Source organism: Bartonella sp. AC329YNZD (assembly GCF_042196685.1).
Taxonomy (GTDB): domain Bacteria; phylum Pseudomonadota; class Alphaproteobacteria; order Rhizobiales; family Rhizobiaceae; genus Bartonella.
The window spans coordinates 112,888-133,083 of record NZ_JBHIQS010000004.1 but is presented as its reverse complement, the minus strand read 5'-3'; the positions used below and the strand labels follow the sequence as shown (position 1 = coordinate 133,083).

Genomic DNA, 20,196 nt, shown 5'->3' with positions numbered 1-20,196 from the left:
GACGCGCGAAATTCTTTAGAAAATGGTTTCTTAATTTTGCTCGTCTCATGGAGGCGATAGAGAATGTCTTTGCACATATGAAACAGTGGTTTTCAAAACATTAACAATTTGATCCCCTTAGGTCGCTCCTGTTATAAATGCAGCCCACTGTTCCATAAGGGTATGTCGTTGTTCTAAAAAATCTGTCCGCATATAAGCTTTTGTCACTGAACTCCCAACTGAATGCGCAAGAACAGTTTCAGCAATCTCAAATGGTGTTGACGTTGTTTCTGCTATCCAGTCACGAAGACTAGATCTGAAACCATGGGGTCTATAATCAAAACCTTTGTCTTTCATGAATTTAGAAAGTGTTACATCAGATACAGGCTTTCCAGAACTCCCAGCAAATAAAAAACCATTCTTTTCAAAGGGGAGGGATTTCTCAATCATTTTCAAAGCTTCATGACTTAATGGCACGCGAAAATCTGAAACTTTTCCAACAATACCTTTCATATTTTCTTTTGGTATTGTCCATATATTTTTATCTATTTGTTCAAGACGCAAATATCGCAATGGATATGACCTTACCCCCGTCAAAATAAGCAACTTCAGTGCTAAATTTGAAAGAATCTTATCATCTAAATTCTGATAAAAAGCCGGAACTTCTTGCCATGGCATAGCAGGAATATTTTGAACATTTTGAATAAACTTTCCTAATAAAGCTTTTGCTTTTGGGACCAATTGCATATCCACATCTATGCCACGCGCTGCGGCATGTTTTATAGCAATATTCAAACGTGATAAAGCCTTGCTCGCTGTTTCATTTTTTGTTTTCCAAATAGGCAACAAACACTCTTTTATATCAAATTGCGTCAATTCAGTAATTGCTATATCCCCAAGTTTAGGAAAAACATGCAATGTAAGAGGTGCTAACCACCTTGCTGCTTTACCTTCATTTTTCAATTCGCTTTTTTTAGCTTCAAAAGCACTTAAAACTATTTTTTGTAAAGAAATACTATCAACTGCCTGCCGTAATTTTTCATTTTTCCTTTTACGAATCGGGTCAATACCTTGGTGCAAAAGGTCACGGCAAGCTGTAGCTTTAAGCCTCGCTTCTTTCAAAGATACAACGCTACAAGAGCCTAATCCCATTTCACGACGTTTTTTATTGAAATCAAATCGAAAAACCCAACGCCCTTGATTTTGGGCTGTTTTGATAAGCCATAGCCCAGCTCCATCAGCATATTTTCCTTTAGATAAATTTTTTACAGATAAGACAGATAGTCTATCACGTGTCCTTGTTCTGCTAACCACCTTCTAAACCACCTTTTGAATCGCACTTGGAACGATTTCATTTGATAGCAAGATTATATACAAAAGGCAATTTTATAAATAAAATCAAATAAAAACAGTTAGTTATAAATATATAAAAAAGTAAAACGCGCAATCAGGTGATAGCGTAGAGAATTCTAAAGAAAGAAAAAATAGGTGCCCGCCGTCCGCACCAATTCATGAAAACTTTCTTTATTTTTTAATGTTTAGAAAACTATCTTTAAGTTTACTATTTGCAATAACGATATTATCAGATGATAACTGTAATAATATAAAAGACGAATCATTCCCTCTTTGCAAACAAATATTTCAACCATACCTTGTAAACTAAAGAGTTACATTCTAAACAATAAAGAATCTGAATAACTCTTTAGAATCATTCAAACTTAAAGATTTCTTTCCCACTATAATAAAGGCCCTACCAAAGATAGGACCTCTTAAACTCCTAAGCCGAATTTATTCCTACAAAAACTAGAATTTGTAAGCTATTCCTGCACGAAAATCATTCGTCTTATACTTAACTTCAATCTCGTCTTTAAATTTCTTTTTACCAAAATCTGAGTAACGATATTCCGCACGTAAAACAAGATTATCTGTCATTGCAAAATCAACACCACCACCCAGAGTGTAACCAATCATCATTTTTGTAGCATCCGATGTCCTATTAAAAGGTTCAGATCCCGTAATGACTGTCGACAAAACATCTTGAAATTGTCCATAAGCGATACCACCAGCAATATAAGGCATCACTCGATGAGCAGAAAACCCAACACGCACCCTTGTGGCTCCAGTCCATTTTTGTTTAAAAGTATGATTAAAAGTTAAGCTATCCTTTTCTTCTGTAGTCTCTGTACCAGAGCGAGAAAAGCTAGGCCCCCGCCCTTTGTCAAACTGTGCCCTTTTATAACTTTCTTTCTTTTTACCATTTTCTTCAGTACCAGCATCAGTTCCAGTACCAGTATCAGTTCCTTCAGGACTCGAACCACCAGCACTCGATTCATCAGCATGAAATTTTGTTTTTGTATCCTTTTTTTCCGTTAAAAGGATATCCGTATCAATCCCCACGATAAAATTATTACCAAGATCAAAATTAACACCCGCATAAAGGCCACCTACGAAGCCAGAAAGTTCAGGCATATACTGTTTCTCGATGGGTATCCATGATTTACTTTTACTCTCCTCATCAGGATAGAGAGGAATATCAACATAAGGCGTTTTTGCAGAAATTTTACTTGAAAAGCCTCCAACTTGCCCCCCAAAATAAAAACCTGACCAAGAAAAAAGTGAAGAAGAAGCAACTTCTGAAGCAACATGTACAGACTCTTCAGGAACTACGACATCTGCAGCCTGTACTATAGAAGATGAAACCAAATAAAAAACAGATGCTGTTATAAATTTTGTATTCATAAAATTATACCCCATTGCTAAATTTAAATATAATTAAAAATCACATTTAGAAAAACAAAGTTTTATAAAATTTTATACCAAAAAACCGCATGCACTCCTTTATATTTACATTTAAATATACCACTACTAAATACATCATTACATCAAAATTGAATTTTATCAAATAAATTTTAATAACTATTAAAATAGTATAATAATGAATACTTTAAATGACAAATCTTTAATAAAAATGTCTATTATATTTTTAAAAATGAGAAAATATAACACATTTTTTATCCAAATTACCGCATAAAAAATCATAAAATAGAATATTTCAAAGCATTTTTTCATGAAAAAATTCTGAAATGATGTAATTATTGTTAGCACATTGATATTTAATTAAAAATATTATAAATATAAAATAGTATAAAAATACCTCTATATGCTTACATATAAGTAGATTCTATGTATATAAAAAACTACATCTATCTTACACTGAAATCATACTACTACTTTTAAAGTATGAGATTATTAACAGGCGCAATATCGTTATCTTTCTAGAGACTATCTCAAAAAAGTCCTCAATCACTTTATTTAAAAATTGCTCTTCCCCTACTGATTTCTATATTATCATCTGCTTTTATTGCAAAACGGTCTTTATTAGGAAAAGTTATAAAACATCCTTTCATACAAATTGTAATTGTTTGATGCGTATTTAAAGAAATTTTTAAAGGTACACTTCCTTCAACAATAATGAGAGAGTGTATCTTTAAATCAGTATTTTTCACTGTTGCGGAAAAAGCTGTTATGGTAAAAATATTCAACAAAATAACGGTAATAAAAGCATAAATACATTTCAGCATTCTAAGATTCCTTCCTCAGCAAAACGCTTATATAAGTCAAATCGAAGAGCATTGGTTATATGAGAAGATGAGGTAATATTAGGCACATAAATAGCCAAATTAAAGGAAAAATGCTTACAATCAAATGCAGTAAAACTCACCTGTGGGATAGGATTTTTTAAAACTCCTTCTGTCGCAGAAGCAATCTCTAATAAAATTTCAGCAACATGCTCTGGTGCAACCTTAGATGATACAGTAACTGGAATATCAATTCGTCCTACTTTATTACGTCTAGTCCAATTACTCACATTATTATTAATAAGGCTTGAATTGGGAATAATAATCGTCTTACGCTGAATTGTCTCAAGCTCCGTTGCACGCACACTAATACGCTTAACAACACCACCTACTGATCCAGATTCTATATAGTCTCCTATTTTAAATGGTCTTCCAACTAAAATAATAAGTCCAGAGACAAAGTTTTGGACAATATTCTGCAAACCAAAACCGATACCAAGTGAAAGTCCTCCAGCAATAAGAGCAAAATTTCTAAGATCCAAACCTGCCATTGACAATCCTATCAAAGCAGACACCACAACGCCACCATAACTTATAACTGTTTTGATAGAATTACGTACACCAGAATCAAATTCTCCATGATCCAACACCACATTATCTAACCAACCAATAAATCGGCGAATAAGAAACCAGCAGACACAAAAAGAAATAATTCCTGTTACAAGAGAAACCAAAGAAAGAGTAATATTTCCAATTTGAAAACCAGTAACCAATTGCCACAACACTACTTTCAAATCAGAATAGGAAAATCCAAACCGTACAGCAATGGGCATTGCACAAAATACCACAACAAACAAATTGAGAAAAACGCTCACAACAATTCCCAATTGGTTCATCGTTTTTTCTTCTAAATGAAACCTCTGCATCAAAAGATGACCAACTGTTGTTTTCATAAATTGACCTTTAGTTCCAAGTGCTTGAGCGCTTTGTATTCCTAAATACATGAGAACTAAAAATACTCCACCAATCATAATCTGCTGCATAATAAAACGTGCGAGACCAACATAACCTAAAAAATTCAACACAAGCAGCAATAATCCCAAACCAATAAGAGGAATGCGTATATAAAATGGCCAAAAATACGGTTCTTTTTTTTCTCCTTGAAAATTCCTACGTCTAAACTGCACAGGTACAAATGATATTATAAACAGTAATATCGCTACAAGAAAAACAGCAATAAAACTTTTAGCAATTGTCAAAGATAGAGGAGCTGAAATGATTTGATAAATACTATCAAGAACAGCATCAAATGCCAAAACACCTCCTAAAGAAGTGAGCAAAATCACCAATTGAAAAGCAGACGATGGTGCAATATTGAGAAGACGCACATGGGGCCTATTCGACGAGAAAAGAACAACCGCTAATCGATTGATTAAAAACACTAAAATAATTTGACAACCAATCATATCAAAAACTGTTGTAAGCTTACCTGGATCTAAGTTAAAACTACGAAATAAAAACAACACAAGATAAACACAAAGAATACAGATAAGTGAAGGTAAGAGAACTGAAATAAAGGCGATTAATAAGCGCTGTAAATACGATATTTCCTCATTAGACTTCGTAAAGTGGCAATACACATGAACAAGAACTTTATGACAAAAATATGAGAGACCAAACGTAATAAAAAGTGGAATTAAAAAGGAAAGAAATAGTTCTAATAACTTGAAATAAAATATAAAATTAAACCAAGAATCTAACAACAACAAAAAATCTGATGAAGCCTCTTTTGTTTTTTGGACAAGATGCTTAACCATCGGGATCGAAAACTCAAGCCTGTAGGTAAGTGTATGTTTAAAAAGCTCGCGAGATTGAGAGATAGAAAGTTCAGCTATTCTATTCGTCGCCAAAAAAACCGCTTCAAATTGAAGCATGATACTATTAATTTTAGCTTTTTGCTCTATCAAGTAAGAGTATTCTTTCACTGAACTGTTCAGTTTTTTTACGTCATGATAGAGCTCGGTTAATTGATCAAGAAGTGCATTAATTTCATTAAGAGGAGAACGCAAAACAAATGCTGCCTCAATAGCACGCTTACTGATATCTTGGGCCCGTAATCGCAGTTCTTCCAAAGCACGTTCATCTTCTGATTTTCTGTCAAAGTCTCTTTTTAAAGCTTTAGTATCTTCTTCAAGAGTCTTAATAATCAATTGTTGCTGTTGAATAATTTCATCAACTGAATAAGAAGCTATTGTTTGTTCGACAATTGTATTTTGGTCCTCCCTATTTCCCCATGCACCAGAATTTAAAGCAACGATAATCGCTAAAAGAAGGAAAAGTTTGTGGATATTTTTTTTACAAAACGAATACATATATACCTTAGATGCACAAAAAGGATTTTATCTTCTTCTTAGATATAGTACAAGGAAGATATTTTCAACTTTTGTAGAATAATCTTATAAAAGCTTTTCCTTATCCCATAATACTGATAATAAGAGAAAAGGAAATAGTAAGTTAAACTCAATAAGATTAAAGAAGGCACTCTAGCATGCTTTTTTTGTACCTATATTACAAAAAAGAAAATTTTCTTCCTTTGATAACTTGGATTTTTCTATCCAGTTTGGGTGTATTCTTGACAGATAACCTAGGAATGCGTGCTTACTTAATCAAACAATCACACACCAATAATATTATTAAAATGAATAAGTTTGATTTACAAAATAAGTGTGATCAATTAAATGTTACAACAACTGAAAACAAAAAAACTGCACCACTCCATACAGAATCTATTTTTATCAGGACCTTTCAAACAATCCTAACACTGGATTTCTTTTTAATAAAGATTCCAGCTATTGTCACACAACCTTGTAACTTTCAAACACAATATTTCTCAAATAAACGCGCTCCTCCCAATGAACACACCTAATCTTCTTCCTTGAATTATAAAAAGATTACCTTATTTTATTTGTGCTTTTAACTTTGAATAACTGTTAGATTGCCTATTAGCGGAATATATCATGCGTACACCTGGTTGGTTAACTACCCTTTATTGCTTTATCCTTTTAAGCAGCATTTATGTTGCCTTACCCAATTTATTTTCACACGAACAAGTTAACAACTCGAAATTTTTACCCAATACCCGTGTGGCACTTGGTCTTGATCTTCAAGGAGGCTCTTCTCTTCTGCTCGAGGTTGATAGCAAAACGTTAAAACGCGATCAATTACACATCGTTTTAAGCAATGTGCGCAATGTATTGCGTGAAAAACAAATCCGTACATCAAATGTGCGTATTGTTGAAGATAGCGTTGTCGCGCTTATTTCTGATCCCTCACAAACTGAAAAAGCACTCTCTGCTTTGAAAACATTAATAATCCCCATACACAATAGCTTTGGCACGACAGAACATAACATCACGATCAATGCTCAAAATGAAATGTTTCGTATCACATTAACGGAAGCTGGTATAAAAGATCGTATAAGCAATGCTATTGAACAAAGCTTAGAAATCATCCGGCGCCGTATAGATCAAGTTGGTGTTTCAGAACCAGCCATCCAAAAGGTCGGAAATGACCGTATTATGGTCCAATTGCCTGGTTTACAAGATCCAAAACAATTACGTGATCTTTTAGGAACAACTGCCAAAATGAGTTTTCATCTTGTTCCTTCTAATGTGGATCCCAATAATCCACCGATAGGTGTTTCAATTCTTCCTGGATATACTGATGAAACGCAACGCTATGCAATTTATGATCAAATTGCTTTAGATGGAAATGTCCTGAAAGATGCCCGTGCTGGTTTTGATCCACAATTGCCAGGACGTTCTATGATTTCATTTACTCTAGATTCGGCTGGTGCAAAAATATTTGCCGATATAACACGACAAAATATTAACCGTCCTTTTGCCATTGTTCTTGATAATAAGGTTTTAACCGCTCCTACCATCAATAGTGTTATTCCCAATGGACAAGGTCAAATTACAGGAAACTTTGACCCCAAAGAAGCCTCAACTCTGGCTGCTCTGCTCCGCGCTGGTTCCCTCCCCGCACCACTCAACGTCATTGAAGAAAGAACCGTAGGTCCAAATCTTGGCGCTGATGCCATCCAAATGGGGCTTTATACCGGCATAATTGGCTTTATTCTCGTTGCAATTTTTATTTTTCTTCTCTACCGCATTTGGGGACTCATTGCGAATATAGCACTAGCCCTCCATACGATTTTAACATTTGCTGCACTAAGTCTCCTTGGAGCTACGCTTACGCTGCCCGGTATTGCTGGTATTATCTTAGGTATCGGTATTGCCGTTGATGCCAATATTCTCATCAATGAACGTATTCGTGAAGAAAGTCGAAAAGGCGTGAGTGCTTTTGCAGCTCTAGATCGTGGATTTAAACAAGCTTTTGCAACCATTGTTGATGCAAATGTTACAGCCATTATAGCCACTGTTTTACTATTTTGGTTTGGCACAGGTCCAGTTCGTGGTTTTGCTGTAACAATGTTACTTGGTATTATTATCTCCATGTTTACAAATATCACCATTGTCCGCATCATCATGATTTGGATTGTTCGTAAATGGAAAATTAAAAAACTGCATATTCATTCTGCTTTCAACATTCTCCCACAAAACACAACTTTCCACTTTATGAAAGCACGCTTCATTGGTATTGGCGTCTCAATTATTTTATCAATGGCTTCAGTTTTTCTCTTTTTTAAGCCTGGCTTAAATTTCGGAATTGATTTCATTGGCGGCAGCCAAATGAGTATTACCACGAAAACACCAGCAGACTTAGCCACTCTGCGTTCTAAGCTTTCTACTCTTAATATTGGTGAAATTACCTTGCAAAATATTGATAACGAAAACAGCGTATTAATTCGCATGCAGAAACAAAGTGGTAGCGAAGCACAACAAACCATCGCCATTGATAAAGTCAAAACAGTTGTACAAAATATCTATCCCGATACCATATTCGATCAAATAGAAGTTGTTGGCCCCAAAATTTCAGGCGAGCTTGCCACAGCTGCTTTTACTGCCGTTATTCTTGCGGCTATTGCCATGTCTCTCTACATATGGTTCCGCTTCGAATGGTTCTTTGCCATTGGAGCCATTGTCACACTCATTCTAGACACCACAAAAATGATTGGCTTTTTTGCTTTATTTCAATTTGATTTTAATTTAACAGCCATTGCTGCGCTCTTAACAATTGTTGGATATTCCATAAATGATAAGGTTGTCGTCTATGATAGGATGCGTGAAAATATGCGTCTTTATAAAAAAATGCCTTTGCGCGAACTGATTGATATGTCGATTAATCAGGTTCTTGTACGGTGTCTTTTTACATCAACTACAACGATTCTTGCTATGCTTCCCATGGCGATATGGGGTGGAAATGCTGTTCATAATTTTGCATTACCCATGGTCTTTGGAATTATTATTGCAACATCATCCTCTATTTTTATTGCTGCTCCTATTTTACTCCTACTAGGAAATTGGTGGCATAAACGAAATAACCGTGCCAATATTAAAGTGAAATGAGAATGCCTTTAATACATATGATACATTACACTTCTCTTCTCATAGAAATATAGTCATTTTCATTCATTCGCTTTTTGATCAAGAATAGTAAATAATCCATGCTCCACGACACACCACTTATCACAACTATTGTTGCAGGCTTATGTTTAGCATTTCTCTTGGGAATGATTGCTAGCCGTTTGCGTATTTCACCACTTGTAGGCTATTTATTAGCGGGTGTTATTGTGGGGCCCAATACAGGTGGATTTAAAATAGATTCCGTTATTATTAATCAACTGGCTGAAATTGGTATTATTTTGCTAATGTTTGGTGTTGGGCTACACTTTTCATTAAAAGACCTTTTATCTGTCAAAGCTATTGCTGTCCCCGCTGCTATTGCACAAATGGCATTTTCTACTTTTCTAGGCTTGTGCCTTGGTCTGATTATGGGATGGGGCTTCAGCGGTAGTTTGATCTTTGGTCTTGCTTTATCCATAGCAAGTACGGTTATCCTTCTACGTGCTTTGCAAGAGCGTCATCTTATTGAAACAGAAAAAGGACGCATTGCCGTTGGATGGTTGATTATTGAGGATTTAGCAATGGTCCTTATACTTGTTCTCATACCTTCCTTGGCAAGTGCCCTCAGCAATACAAAAAAAGAAGCGTTGGATCCTCTTGTTCAATGGTTAGATTTAAGTATTTGGGGTATTTTTGGTCTTACCATCCTGAAAGTAATTGTATTTATCGCACTTATGCTTGTCATTGGACGACGCGTTATCCCATGGCTTCTAAAAATGAGTGCACAATCGGGATCACGTGAATTATTTCGTCTTAGCGTCTTTGCTATTGCATTAGGAGTAGCTTTTGGAGCCGCTCATTTATTTGGTGTTTCTCTTTCTCTTGGTGCTTTTTTTGCTGGTATGGTTATGAGCGAATCAGAGTTAAGTCACCGTGCTGCTGAAGAATCTTTACCACTGCGCGATGCTTTTTCTGTTCTCTTTTTTGTTTCTGTAGGTATGTTATTTGACCCAGAGAAACTCTTGACTCATTTTTTTCAACTCTTAGCAACCTTATTCATTATTGTAATCGGAAAATCTGCTGTTACCTTTTTTATCGTTAAAGCTTTTCGCTATTCTAATGCAACGGCTTTGACTATTTCTGCAAGCCTTGCCCAAATCGGAGAATTTTCCTTTATCCTTGCTGGTTTAAGTTTAAGCTTAGGACTTTTAAACAATGACGCCCATGATTTAATTCTTGGAGGAGCAATTTTTTCTATTTTACTCAATCCTCTTGTTTTCATGGTCTGTAACAAAATTAAAAAGCATCTAGAAAAATTGTCTGCATCTTCACAAAATACCCAAACAATTATTGATATTGATCCCAAAGATCCTGACCAAGATTTTTTACCGATAACCTTAAAAAACAACCATATCGTAATTATTGGCTATAGTCGTATCGGTAAGTGTGTTGCATTATCTTTAATAAACAGAGGGAAACCTATAGTGATCGTAGAAGAATCAAAACGCCTCTCTGATAAAGCAATTGCAGATGGCTTTGAGGCTATTTGTGGCAATATCATTCAACAAGAAACAATGACCGCAGCAAATATAAATAGCGCACACAAAGTTGTTATTACAATGCGAAGTACCATTGAAGTAGGAGAATGTATAGTGAATATACGTGATATGAAGAAGGATATCCAGATAATTACGCATGCATTATCCGATACAGAAACAGCTTATCTCGTTGATTTAGGTGCTGATGTTGTAGTAACGGATGATGAAGAAATTGCAAATGGCATTATAGAGCATATAACGGAACAAAGCTCTGTAAAGAATGTGCTCAATCATGAAAATTTATAAAAAACAGAAAATGGATAAAGACGCGTGAAAATAAAGCAATTTATATGGCCATTAATTGGTATCTTAGCAATGCTGATATCTATTCGGATTCTTTATATAAAGCTCTCTGCCATTTCGTTTGGAGATGTATTGGAACGCTTGAGCAATTTAAATGCACAGCATTGGTTATTAGCCTGTTTATGTTCTCTCCTAGCTTATGCTGCTCTTGCTGGATATGATCGGATTGCCTTACAACATCTGGGCCATAAAATTTCTTGGATTTTTATCGCTATATGTTCATTTACGACCTATGCACTTTCACATAATATTGGCGCTTCAGTTTTTTCTGGTGCTGTCGTGCGCTATCGTGCCTATAAAATGAAAGGATTAAATGGAACAGAAATCGCAATATTAGTAGGTTTTTGCTCTTTTACTTTTGTCATCGGCACAATCTTACTTTTGGGAATCGTTTTAGTTTTGCAACCCGAAATTATCACCCTTATTCATGAAGAACTTCCTGAATGGTTGGGAACAACGGTTGGAGCAATTTTACTCAGCTGTATAGCACTTTATACGTTTGGCAGCTGGCTTCAGTTGAAACCCTTACGCTTAAGCAAAAAAATTCAACTTTCCTATCCACGGCTAAAAATTGTTATTCAACAACTTCTCATTAGCCCCTTAGAGCTTTTAGGAGCAGCAGGAATTATATATGCTGTTCTTCCAAACAATGCAGATATCCATTTTATCTCTGTTCTTGGTGTTTTTCTAGCATCTTTTACGATCACTCTTCTCTCCAATGCTCCCGCAGGAGGAGTAGGCGTTCTTGAAGCTCTCTTCATAACAGGCATGCCCAATATAAATCCAACCGATGTTATCGCAGCCCTTATTGTCTTCAGAATACTTTATTTGATCATACCGCTCATCATTTCATTATTTGTGGTTGCCATTTTTGAAGTGCAACAATACTGGAAAAGTCCCCCTAAAAACACCACCTGAATAAATAAAAACTATCAATGATTTTTTTTGCTGTTCATATCAATGATATAGTCATGCTAAGTTCAATTGTATATGTGGATTAAACAGTCATTATTTATATTTATCTTTTTTACATTGAAATTTTGAGTGCATTCTTTATAAGAATCTTGCTCTACGAAAAACATAGAAATATTTTTCTTCAAAAAAGCTCTCATAAACTTAAAAATATATATCCGTATAGAAAAACAATCATTGCTATAACCTTCAATTAACATTTAATCTTGAATATTAAAGCAGCTATTTCATCGTGTAATCGATTTTTATGTTGGGTAAAGCACATGATTGCAAAACTTTTTGCAGAAAAAAATACGCAAAATTAAAAAGCTTTATCTGAAAATAACTTCATTTTATTGTTTGAAAAAGAGAAAGCATGATGAGCAAGAACACTTCAATAACCCTCAATAAGTTCCCCTAAATGATCATACAAAAATCTAGAAAAAATTTTTACGAAATTTTCATCTCTGAAAAATACAGAAATATAATGTGTACACATATCGTATCACACTTTGTATTCATCGCGTTTTTTAATAGAATCACGCCTCTCACAAGGAACAAGATATCATCTCGTTGCCAATTCACACGCTTTTTTTAAGAAACCTCTCTCAGCGCTCATCACCACCATTACATGATCCCCCCCCGTAAATGGCACGATAGTAAAGCCATTATGCACCACCATCTTTATGCTCAATAAAAGAGAAAGCCAGCACAATTATACTATTTCTCACTTCCAATTTTATGGCACCTTTTAACACTTGAAAACCTTAATAAAAGACATTTACATTCTTTTCTTCAATAGTCTTTATCCCTACCCTTATCCCACTTATGAAGTACAAAAAATGAATAATTTTAATTGATTGACTATAAAGAGACTGAAATAAAATAAGCCTACGATATTAAAGTATCTTATTCAAAAGAAGAATAATTAATTATTATAAATCAATGTATTATATAATTTTAGCGGATTTTTCAATATCTATATTTTTAACAATTAAGCTTTAACAGGAGTAACTGAACAGTTTAATATTTTAAAACTTGAAGCCTCATGAAAGCTTATTTTCTGTCGTTTAGCAGATATTACTGTTGATCCGTTAAACTGACCTGATTTTATTCTTGTACTGGACCGCTAAACACTTTGTTGACCTTGATCCGACTATTAGAGTACCAATGATTATTACAGAAATTTTTTGTTTAAGTGCGAGAGTTATCAGACAATATCTACGTTACCTACTTGCACAACTAAAAGAGAAAGATTGTTCTGTTTTTAAACAATAGGCCAGAACTCCAAAAAACTTTTAGTCACTTTATATTAAAAGAAATGAGAACAGTTTTCTTATAATTCTTTAAATAATACAATTGTTGATAAGAAACTTCTCCTCACCAATTGCGATTTCTAAAAAATTAAGACACATCAAAGGATTTTTAAGCTCTCTTTAAAAAAATAAATTGGTCCAAAAGCGAATGTTAAAATATAAAATGATGACAAGCTATATCAACAAACTACCCTTAAACAACTGCATATGGGGAAATCCTACTCTTAAATTTTATTGAATATCCTAAAAAAATACGCAATCAATAAGTTATTTATGGTATAAAACCAAATGGTGGGTGATGAGGGGATCGAACCCACGACCCGCTGATTAAGAGTCAGCTGCTCTACCGACTGAGCTAATCACCCATAAGTTTCTCAAAAAATGAGAATGAGCGTTTCTATAACGCTCCTAAGAGTGGATGTCTAGATATTTTGTTGTTTTTTATATAGCCTCATTGTCCGCAAGATTAAAAATATGATATTCACCACTTGATCTTATATAAAAATAAACCCATTATAAGAAGCTCTATAATAAATGTTCTGATTGTTATACAAAACCTATAGTTGGAGGATCATCGAGCATAATGCCCGAGCAAAATTTAGAGGAACCTTCTTGTGGTTGTAGGCGAGTTGGAGCATCATTTTGTTTTATCAATACTCATATGCATTTAAGCAATAGTTTGCTATTTTTTTCTTTGAGTATCAGTTTTTTTGCATTCAATGTTCATGATTCAATATACAAATAAAAGCCCATGGATTTTTTTTGTCAATCGCGTGCTTTTAAGCTTTTAAAAGGTAAGAAATGATGGAATGGATCGCTGATCCGCATGCGTGGTTTGGTTTGATCACGTTGGTTTTTCTCGAAATTGTTTTAGGAATAGATAACCTTATCTTTATTGCAATTTTAGCTGAAAAATTGCCTCTGCATTTGCGTGACCGTGCACGCTTTATAGGTCTTACTTTAGCATTAATGATGCGGCTTTTCCTTCTTACAGTTATTGGATGGGTTATGAGGCTGGACACGGTAATTCTTTCACTTTCATCTTTTGTCTTTAGTTGGCATAGCTTTATTTTAATTGGTGGTGGAGCTTTTTTGCTGGCAAAGGGAACCTTAGAACTCCATGAAAGATTAGAAGGAGTATCACATGAAAGAAAAACAGGCGTTGCTTATGCTGTTTTTTGGCAAGTAATTATTCAAATAGTAGTGCTGGATGCTGTTTTTTCACTAGATAGTATTATTACCGCAACAGGTATGATTGCAAAAGAGCAGGCAGCAGTTATGTATATCGCAGTGATTGCTGCTATGGCAGTAATGATGTGCGGATCTGGCCCTCTTATGCGTTTTATTAATCGTCATCCCACTATTGTCATCCTTTGCCTTGGTTTTTTGATGATGATTGGTTTTACGCTTATTGTTGAAGGATTCGGTTTTCATATTCCAAAAGGGTATTTGTATGCTGCTATTGGTTTTTCTGTTCTCATCGAAGCTTTTAATCAAATTGGACGTCGTAACCGTGAAAAAATGATTAAAACGAATGATCTACGTAGTAGAACAGCAGATGCTGTTTTGAGGCTCTTAGGAGGAGGAAGCAAAGATAGTAATCTTGCTGAGACTGTAGATGTTATTGCTGAACAGGCCGCAGCTTCTGAGTTATTTAGACCAGAAGAAAAAGAGATGATTCGTGGCGTTCTCGATTTAGCTGATCGTCCTGTTCGCTCTATTATGTCGCCACGTAATGAGATTGAGTGGTTAGATTTAAATGCTGATGAAAATGAAATGCGTGAAGAATTACAAAAAGTTAAACATAGCCGTTTAATTCTCGCGCGTGAAAAAGTGGATGAATTTGTTGGCGTTGCATTGACAAAAGATCTTCTTTTGAATTTGGCTGAGGGAAAAAAGATTAATTGGAAAAAAGCGATGCGAGAGCCCCTTGTTGTTCATGAAAATACAAGTGTTTTACGATTGATGGAGCAATTACGTCATTCTTCGATTCAGCTTGCAATTATTGTTGATGAGCACGGGTCTTTTGAAGGGATTGCAACACCAACCGATATTCTTGAAGCTATTGCAGGTGACTTTCCTGATGACGATGAAGAACTCATGATCGCAGAACAACTTAAAAATGGAAGTCTTCTTGTAGAGGGGTATGCTGATATCCGGCGTTTAAGTGGTTATCTTGGGCGTAATCTTGTTGATGAAGCAGATCGTTATACGACTCTGGCAGGCTTTATGCTTTGGCAATTTGGTCATTTACCGAATGAGGGGGAAAATTTTGAAACGGATGGTTTACGCTTTAAAGTTATCGAAATGGAACGCCGGAACATATCTAAAGTCCTTATTTCTCCACTTGCGTTACCAGAAAAAAACGAATTCTAATTCTTTTAATAAATAAGGTAAATAAAAGGATTTTTCTTATAATTAGAAAGTAAAAAAATAGGCAGTTGATGACTTAATTGTATTGTCATATTTTTTTAAGCGTGAAATAATGAATGTACAAGAGTTAAGTTATCAACGAATTTTCAGTGCAAAAAAGTTTTCATTGATAATTTGGAATGAGAGCTTCTTAAACTATTCAAGATTCCTATTCAGTATGAATAATGCCAAATTATTATTGAAATCAATCTGTTGTATATACAAAGAAAAATGAAAAACTGGGAGATCTGATATGATAAATGACATTTACTGTGTTGGACTCAATTATGTTGAACATGCTCATGAAATGGGCAATCTTGTTGAAGATGAACCTGTTATCTTTAGCAAACCAAATAGTTCTCTCATTTTAGGTCATGAAATTTATCTTCCTAATTTTTCTAAAGAAATCCATTTTGAAACTGAAATTGTGCTCAGAATCTCAAAGGACACTTTCATGGTCACAGAGAAAGAAGCAGAAGAATGCTATGATGCCGTAGCAATAGGTCTTGATATTACCGCAAGAGACTTGCAAACAAAACTGAAAGAAAAAAAGCTTCCTTGGCTTTTATCTAAAGGATTTAAAGGAGCGGCATACGTCTCTGACTTCATAAACAAAGAAAAAATAAACAACCCAATAACCTTTACAATGAAGTTAAATGGCGAAACGAGGCAAGTTGGCAATACGAAAGATATGATCTTTAGCTTTGAGAAAATAATATCATTTTTAAGTCACTACATTCAGCTAAGGCGTGGTGATATCATATACACAGGCACTCCACAGGGCGTAGGAAAACTCTCTAAATTTGACAGAATAGAATTATATCTTGAAGATCAATTACTTTCAAAGCTAAAGGTAGAATGAGTCATCAAATACTAACCTTTTTCATTGTTTCATTTTTTTTAGTCATCTCACCGGGACCAAACATGGCCTTATCATCGACTCATTGTGCAATATCAGTTAGAATATAAGTTTTCATGAATATCACCCTATATAGCTGTAAACCGTGCTAATATCTTAAGCCACTTAAGCTTTATAATACTGTTGCTTAAAACTACAAATATTTTATCATTCAAGATAATAAGATCATGAACTATAAAAATAATAGCTTATTCATAAAAAATGCCTTTATTTGATATAGACTTTTTTAATTATTAAAAGTAATATATAAAGATCTTATTAATATAGAAAAAAAGGGGGAGTATATGTTTATAAACATAGATAAAATCGTTGACGAATTAAAAGAAAATAAATTTTCCCATATACCTTCTGAAAAAATAAATATAAAAGCAAATGAGATAACCGATTTAGCTCGTCTGAAGCAAAGCTGGGATTATTTGCCAATTGATCCTTACATGAAAAAAGGTGACACCTACAGGAGAAGATGCTTCGGCAAATTTATCGTAGATATAACTAATAAAACAGTAGATTTTTTAGATGATAATACTTTTTTTCAGAGTTCTGAAATCAATAGTTATGCAGGTGGGATTGAAAGAAAACTGCCCAAAATGTTAGACATAATATCATCTAATATTATATTACGAAAAATCATTGAAAATACACTGAAAGCTTTTTTGATGTATAAAAATAAAGAAAGCAATATATGGGATGTTTTCGTGCACCAATTCCGCATTGAATCAAAAAAAGGAATACAAGGAAATCCTACACCTGAAGGTATTCATAAAGATGGCCATACATTTATAAGTATGCACATGATCAATAGATATAATATTGAAGGTGGTACATCATATATCTATGATGAAAACAAAAATAAAATAAAAAAGATCGTTTTGAAAGGAAACTTAGAGAGTATACTACTCGATGATATGGAAATGTACCATTCAGCATCTGCAATTTCGTCAATAAATGATGAAGAAGGTTTCAGGGATTTAATGGTTATCGATTATAGAGAAAAACTACAATGAAAATTGCGATAACCGATAGAGTAACTGAAATAAGTGAATTTGAAAAACCGCTGACTGACTTGGGTGCTCAATTTTATTTCTTCAACTCTTTAAATGAAGACGACTTTCCTGATGAAATTCTGGAAGAAATTGATGCCTTATTGATCTGGCATGCAAAAATAACAGAGAAAACAGCCAAGAAATTGCGTAAATGTAAAATAGCAGTACGATTTGGTATCGGTTATGACCAAGTAGATTACGAAGAGCTGAGAAAGCACGGTGTTGAATTTGCTAACAACCCGTCTTATTGTATAGATGAAGTAGCTGATACTGCGTTAACAATGATTTTGGAAGGATGCAGGCAAATATCCAGACATAATGATTTAGCAAAAAAATATGATAAAACATGGCAAGAAAACAATCTTAAAACATTCCGTCCAAAGCATAAAACCATTGGATTGATTGGGCTAGGTAAAATAGGAAAAGCAACACTAGAACGGTTAAGGCCTTTTGGATTCAAGGTAATTGTCTATGATCCATACATTGATGAAGGTCTTGCTAAATCACTCAACTTCAAACTTTTAGAAGATATAAATACCCTTCTAGAAAAATCTGATGTGGTATCACTACACTGTCCTCTTACAAACAAAACAATAGGAATGATTAATTCAGAATTCCTTAAAAAGATGAAGAAAAACGCTATTTTAGTGAACACCGCAAGAGGAAAAATCCTCAGCGATTTTGATTGCTTAGAAAAGCATTTAAAGGAAAATCCTGAGTTTCATGCATTCCTTGATGTTCTTCCCGTGGAACCACCAAATGACCATCCTCTTATTAAAGCTTGGAGAGACAACGCTAGCTGGTTATCCTCAAGATTGGTCATTAATCCACACAATGCGTATTTTTCAGAAAGCTCACACATCGATATGAGAAAAGATATTGTTTCAACAGTTGTATCTTGCCTATACAAAAAGAAAATGAAAAACTTGGTAATTTCCTATGATTAACAATATTTACTGCGTTGGGCGCAATTATGTGGAACATGCCCATGAACTTGGCAATGTTGTTGAAGATGAACCTGTTATCTTTAGCAAACCAAATAGTTCTCTCATTTTAGGTCATGAAATTTATCTTCCTAATTTTTCTAAAGAAATCCATTTTGAAACTGAAATTGTGCTCAGAATCTCAAAGGACACTTTCATGGTCACAGAGAAAGAAGCAGAAGAATGCTATGATGCCGTAGCAATAGGTCTTGATATTACCGCAAGAGACTTGCAAACAAAACTGAAAGAAAAAAAGCTTCCTTGGCTTTTATCTAAAGGATTTAAAGGAGCGGCATACGTCTCTGACTTCATAAACAAAGAAAAAATAAACAACCCAATAACCTTTACAATGAAGTTAAATGGCGAAACGAGGCAAGTTGGCAATACGAAAGATATGATCTTTAGCTTTGAGAAAATAATATCATTTTTAAGTCACTACATTCAGCTAAGGCGTGGTGATATCATATACACAGGCACTCCACAGGGCGTAGGAAAACTCTCTAAATTTGACAGAATAGAATTATATCTTGAAGCTCAATTAATCTCAGAGCTAAAAGTAGAATGAGTCATCAAATACTAACCTTTTTCATTGTTTCATTTTTTTTAGTCATCTCCCCAGGACCGAACATGGCCCTTATCATCGATAATGCAACGAGATTGGGGAAAAAGAACGCATTTATGAACGTTTTAGGGTTATGTACAGCAACATATGCGCATGGAGCATTTTCCATATTAGGGGTATCAGCACTCATTCTCAACAACAAAACGCTCTTTCTTTTAGTAAAACTCATGGGAAGCTGCTATCTATTATATATGGGCTTTAAATCGATTAAATCTGGAATACACAGCTTAAATTCAAAAGAAAAAATATCAACAGATGAAAAAAGCATTGTCGGTACAACAAAGCTTTTTACCAGCTATATGGATGGTTTTTTGACACAAATACTAAATCCCAAAGTATCAATATTTTACATAGCAGCCTTTCCAAAATTCTTAGCTTCTGGCGGTAGCATTAAAAAAGGCTTTGAACTTGTAACGATACATTCCTTCAACATCTTTACATGGTTTACTTTAATGACCATTTTTATATCATTCGCAAGCGCCACTTTAAAAAAGAAAAAAATAAAAGGATACATTAATATTGCGACAGGAACAGTTTTATCTCTATTTTCTTTTTTCATTTTCTTTGGATAATGTTATTTCGATAACAAATTGCAAAGCTAACAGATCAATCTTTTTATGATTCTCTTTATCGCTATTAATATTCCAATCTCTAACAGAACTTATAGAACCACCAGTTCTTTCTCATTTTCTCTGAAGAATTGAATTACGCTGCATTTCAGTATCATAGCATAAAGACGTTTTGTATAAAGAATGCGAATTTCTCGCAACATTTTTCAAGTGTTATCAATATCTAAAGGAACATCTCATTCACCACTTTAAAAGAAAGAACTATGATATTCTTCTTTTCCTTTGTAAAACAAAAGTAATTCCTTCTCACTTATGATAGCATCATAAAAATAGAAAAATGATTTTAGAAATCATTTAAATTTTCTATCATTAAAGACTTTTTCCTAAACTCAAAT

General features: G+C 34.3%; 14 protein-coding genes and 1 tRNA gene. 10 read left to right on the top strand and 5 right to left on the bottom strand.

What is annotated here, in order from left to right; genetic code table 11:
- Window positions 1-117: 117 nt before the first annotated feature.
- The 4 genes from ACFIMW_RS03775 to ACFIMW_RS03760 form a co-directional block, all read right to left on the bottom strand.
- Window positions 118-1,293, bottom strand: a complete 1,176-nt coding sequence (locus tag ACFIMW_RS03775) for a tyrosine-type recombinase/integrase (protein ID WP_375608273.1) — start codon at window positions 1,291-1,293, stop codon at window positions 118-120.
- A gap of 489 nt (window positions 1,294-1,782) precedes the next feature.
- Window positions 1,783-2,718, bottom strand: a complete 936-nt coding sequence (locus tag ACFIMW_RS03770) for an outer membrane protein (RefSeq protein WP_375608272.1) — start codon at window positions 2,716-2,718, stop codon at window positions 1,783-1,785.
- A gap of 569 nt (window positions 2,719-3,287) precedes the next feature.
- Entirely contained in the window at window positions 3,288-3,560 is a 273-nt protein-coding gene (locus ACFIMW_RS03765) for a hypothetical protein (protein ID WP_375608271.1), read from the bottom strand.
- On the bottom strand, window positions 3,554-5,929 hold the full coding sequence (locus ACFIMW_RS03760) for a mechanosensitive ion channel family protein (RefSeq protein WP_375608270.1): 2,376 nt from the start codon (window positions 5,927-5,929) through the stop codon (window positions 3,554-3,556). The genes ACFIMW_RS03765 and ACFIMW_RS03760 overlap by 7 nt, the downstream gene beginning before the upstream one ends.
- 176 nt (window positions 5,930-6,105) lie before the next feature.
- Between ACFIMW_RS03760 and ACFIMW_RS03755 the strand changes: the two genes are divergently transcribed.
- From ACFIMW_RS03755 to ACFIMW_RS03740, 4 genes are all read left to right on the top strand, one after another.
- On the top strand, window positions 6,106-6,483 hold the full coding sequence (locus ACFIMW_RS03755) for a hypothetical protein (protein ID WP_375608269.1): 378 nt from the start codon (window positions 6,106-6,108) through the stop codon (window positions 6,481-6,483).
- A 91-nt stretch (window positions 6,484-6,574) separates the two neighbouring features.
- Window positions 6,575-9,088, top strand: coding sequence for a protein translocase subunit SecD (secD, locus tag ACFIMW_RS03750; protein WP_375608268.1), 2,514 nt, complete (start codon window positions 6,575-6,577; stop codon window positions 9,086-9,088).
- A gap of 98 nt (window positions 9,089-9,186) precedes the next feature.
- Window positions 9,187-10,929 (top strand): YbaL family putative K(+) efflux transporter, encoded by a 1,743-nt coding sequence (ybaL, locus tag ACFIMW_RS03745; protein WP_375608267.1) that lies wholly within the window; start codon window positions 9,187-9,189, stop codon window positions 10,927-10,929.
- Window positions 10,930-10,953: 24 nt separating this feature from the next.
- A complete protein-coding gene (locus ACFIMW_RS03740; RefSeq protein ID WP_375608266.1) occupies window positions 10,954-11,904 on the top strand; it encodes a YbhN family protein in 951 nt (316 codons plus the stop codon).
- Window positions 11,905-13,542: 1,638 nt separating this feature from the next.
- Here the strand turns inward: ACFIMW_RS03740 and ACFIMW_RS03735 are convergent.
- A tRNA-Lys gene (locus ACFIMW_RS03735) sits at window positions 13,543-13,618 on the bottom strand.
- 436 nt (window positions 13,619-14,054) lie between these two features.
- Here ACFIMW_RS03735 and ACFIMW_RS03730 point away from each other — a divergent pair.
- The 6 genes from ACFIMW_RS03730 (at window position 14,055) to ACFIMW_RS03705 (ending at window position 19,804) form a co-directional block, all read left to right on the top strand.
- Window positions 14,055-15,629 carry a TerC family protein gene (locus ACFIMW_RS03730; protein ID WP_375608265.1) on the top strand — a complete coding sequence of 525 codons (1,575 nt, stop codon included), beginning with the start codon at window positions 14,055-14,057 and terminating at the stop codon, window positions 15,627-15,629.
- Between the two features lie 289 nt (window positions 15,630-15,918).
- Window positions 15,919-16,527, top strand: a complete 609-nt coding sequence (locus ACFIMW_RS03725; protein WP_375608264.1) for a fumarylacetoacetate hydrolase family protein — start codon at window positions 15,919-15,921, stop codon at window positions 16,525-16,527.
- A gap of 341 nt (window positions 16,528-16,868) precedes the next feature.
- Entirely contained in the window at window positions 16,869-17,588 is a 720-nt protein-coding gene (locus ACFIMW_RS03720) for a 2OG-Fe dioxygenase family protein (RefSeq protein WP_375608263.1), read from the top strand.
- Window positions 17,585-18,574 carry a C-terminal binding protein gene (locus ACFIMW_RS03715; protein WP_375608262.1) on the top strand — a complete coding sequence of 330 codons (990 nt, stop codon included), beginning with the start codon at window positions 17,585-17,587 and terminating at the stop codon, window positions 18,572-18,574. Before ACFIMW_RS03720 ends, ACFIMW_RS03715 begins: the two co-directional genes overlap by 4 nt.
- Window positions 18,567-19,175, top strand: coding sequence for a fumarylacetoacetate hydrolase family protein (locus tag ACFIMW_RS03710; protein ID WP_375608261.1), 609 nt, complete (start codon window positions 18,567-18,569; stop codon window positions 19,173-19,175). The genes ACFIMW_RS03715 and ACFIMW_RS03710 overlap by 8 nt, the downstream gene beginning before the upstream one ends.
- Window positions 19,172-19,804: a LysE family translocator gene (locus ACFIMW_RS03705; RefSeq protein ID WP_375608260.1), complete on the top strand. Its 633-nt coding sequence runs from the start codon at window positions 19,172-19,174 to the stop codon at window positions 19,802-19,804. The genes ACFIMW_RS03710 and ACFIMW_RS03705 overlap by 4 nt, the downstream gene beginning before the upstream one ends.
- The last annotated feature ends 392 nt before the right edge of the window (window positions 19,805-20,196 follow it).

Bases quoted from the DNA above. Each gene is read 5' to 3' on its own strand.
- ACFIMW_RS03770 (WP_375608272.1), bottom strand. From the start codon at position 2,718: ATGAATACAAAATTTATAACAGCATCTGTTTTTTATTTGGTTTCATCT.
- ACFIMW_RS03765 (WP_375608271.1), bottom strand. From the start codon at position 3,560: ATGCTGAAATGTATTTATGCTTTTATTACCGTTATTTTGTTGAATATT.
- ACFIMW_RS03760 (WP_375608270.1), bottom strand. From the start codon at position 5,929: ATGTATTCGTTTTGTAAAAAAAATATCCACAAACTTTTCCTTCTTTTA.
- ACFIMW_RS03755 (WP_375608269.1), top strand. From the start codon at position 6,106: ATGCTTTTTTTGTACCTATATTACAAAAAAGAAAATTTTCTTCCTTTG.
- secD (WP_375608268.1), top strand. From the start codon at position 6,575: ATGCGTACACCTGGTTGGTTAACTACCCTTTATTGCTTTATCCTTTTA.
- ybaL (WP_375608267.1), top strand. From the start codon at position 9,187: ATGCTCCACGACACACCACTTATCACAACTATTGTTGCAGGCTTATGT.
- ACFIMW_RS03730 (WP_375608265.1), top strand. From the start codon at position 14,055: ATGATGGAATGGATCGCTGATCCGCATGCGTGGTTTGGTTTGATCACG.
- ACFIMW_RS03725 (WP_375608264.1), top strand. From the start codon at position 15,919: ATGATAAATGACATTTACTGTGTTGGACTCAATTATGTTGAACATGCT.
- ACFIMW_RS03720 (WP_375608263.1), top strand. From the start codon at position 16,869: ATGTTTATAAACATAGATAAAATCGTTGACGAATTAAAAGAAAATAAA.
- ACFIMW_RS03715 (WP_375608262.1), top strand. From the start codon at position 17,585: ATGAAAATTGCGATAACCGATAGAGTAACTGAAATAAGTGAATTTGAA.
- ACFIMW_RS03710 (WP_375608261.1), top strand. From the start codon at position 18,567: ATGATTAACAATATTTACTGCGTTGGGCGCAATTATGTGGAACATGCC.
- ACFIMW_RS03705 (WP_375608260.1), top strand. From the start codon at position 19,172: ATGAGTCATCAAATACTAACCTTTTTCATTGTTTCATTTTTTTTAGTC.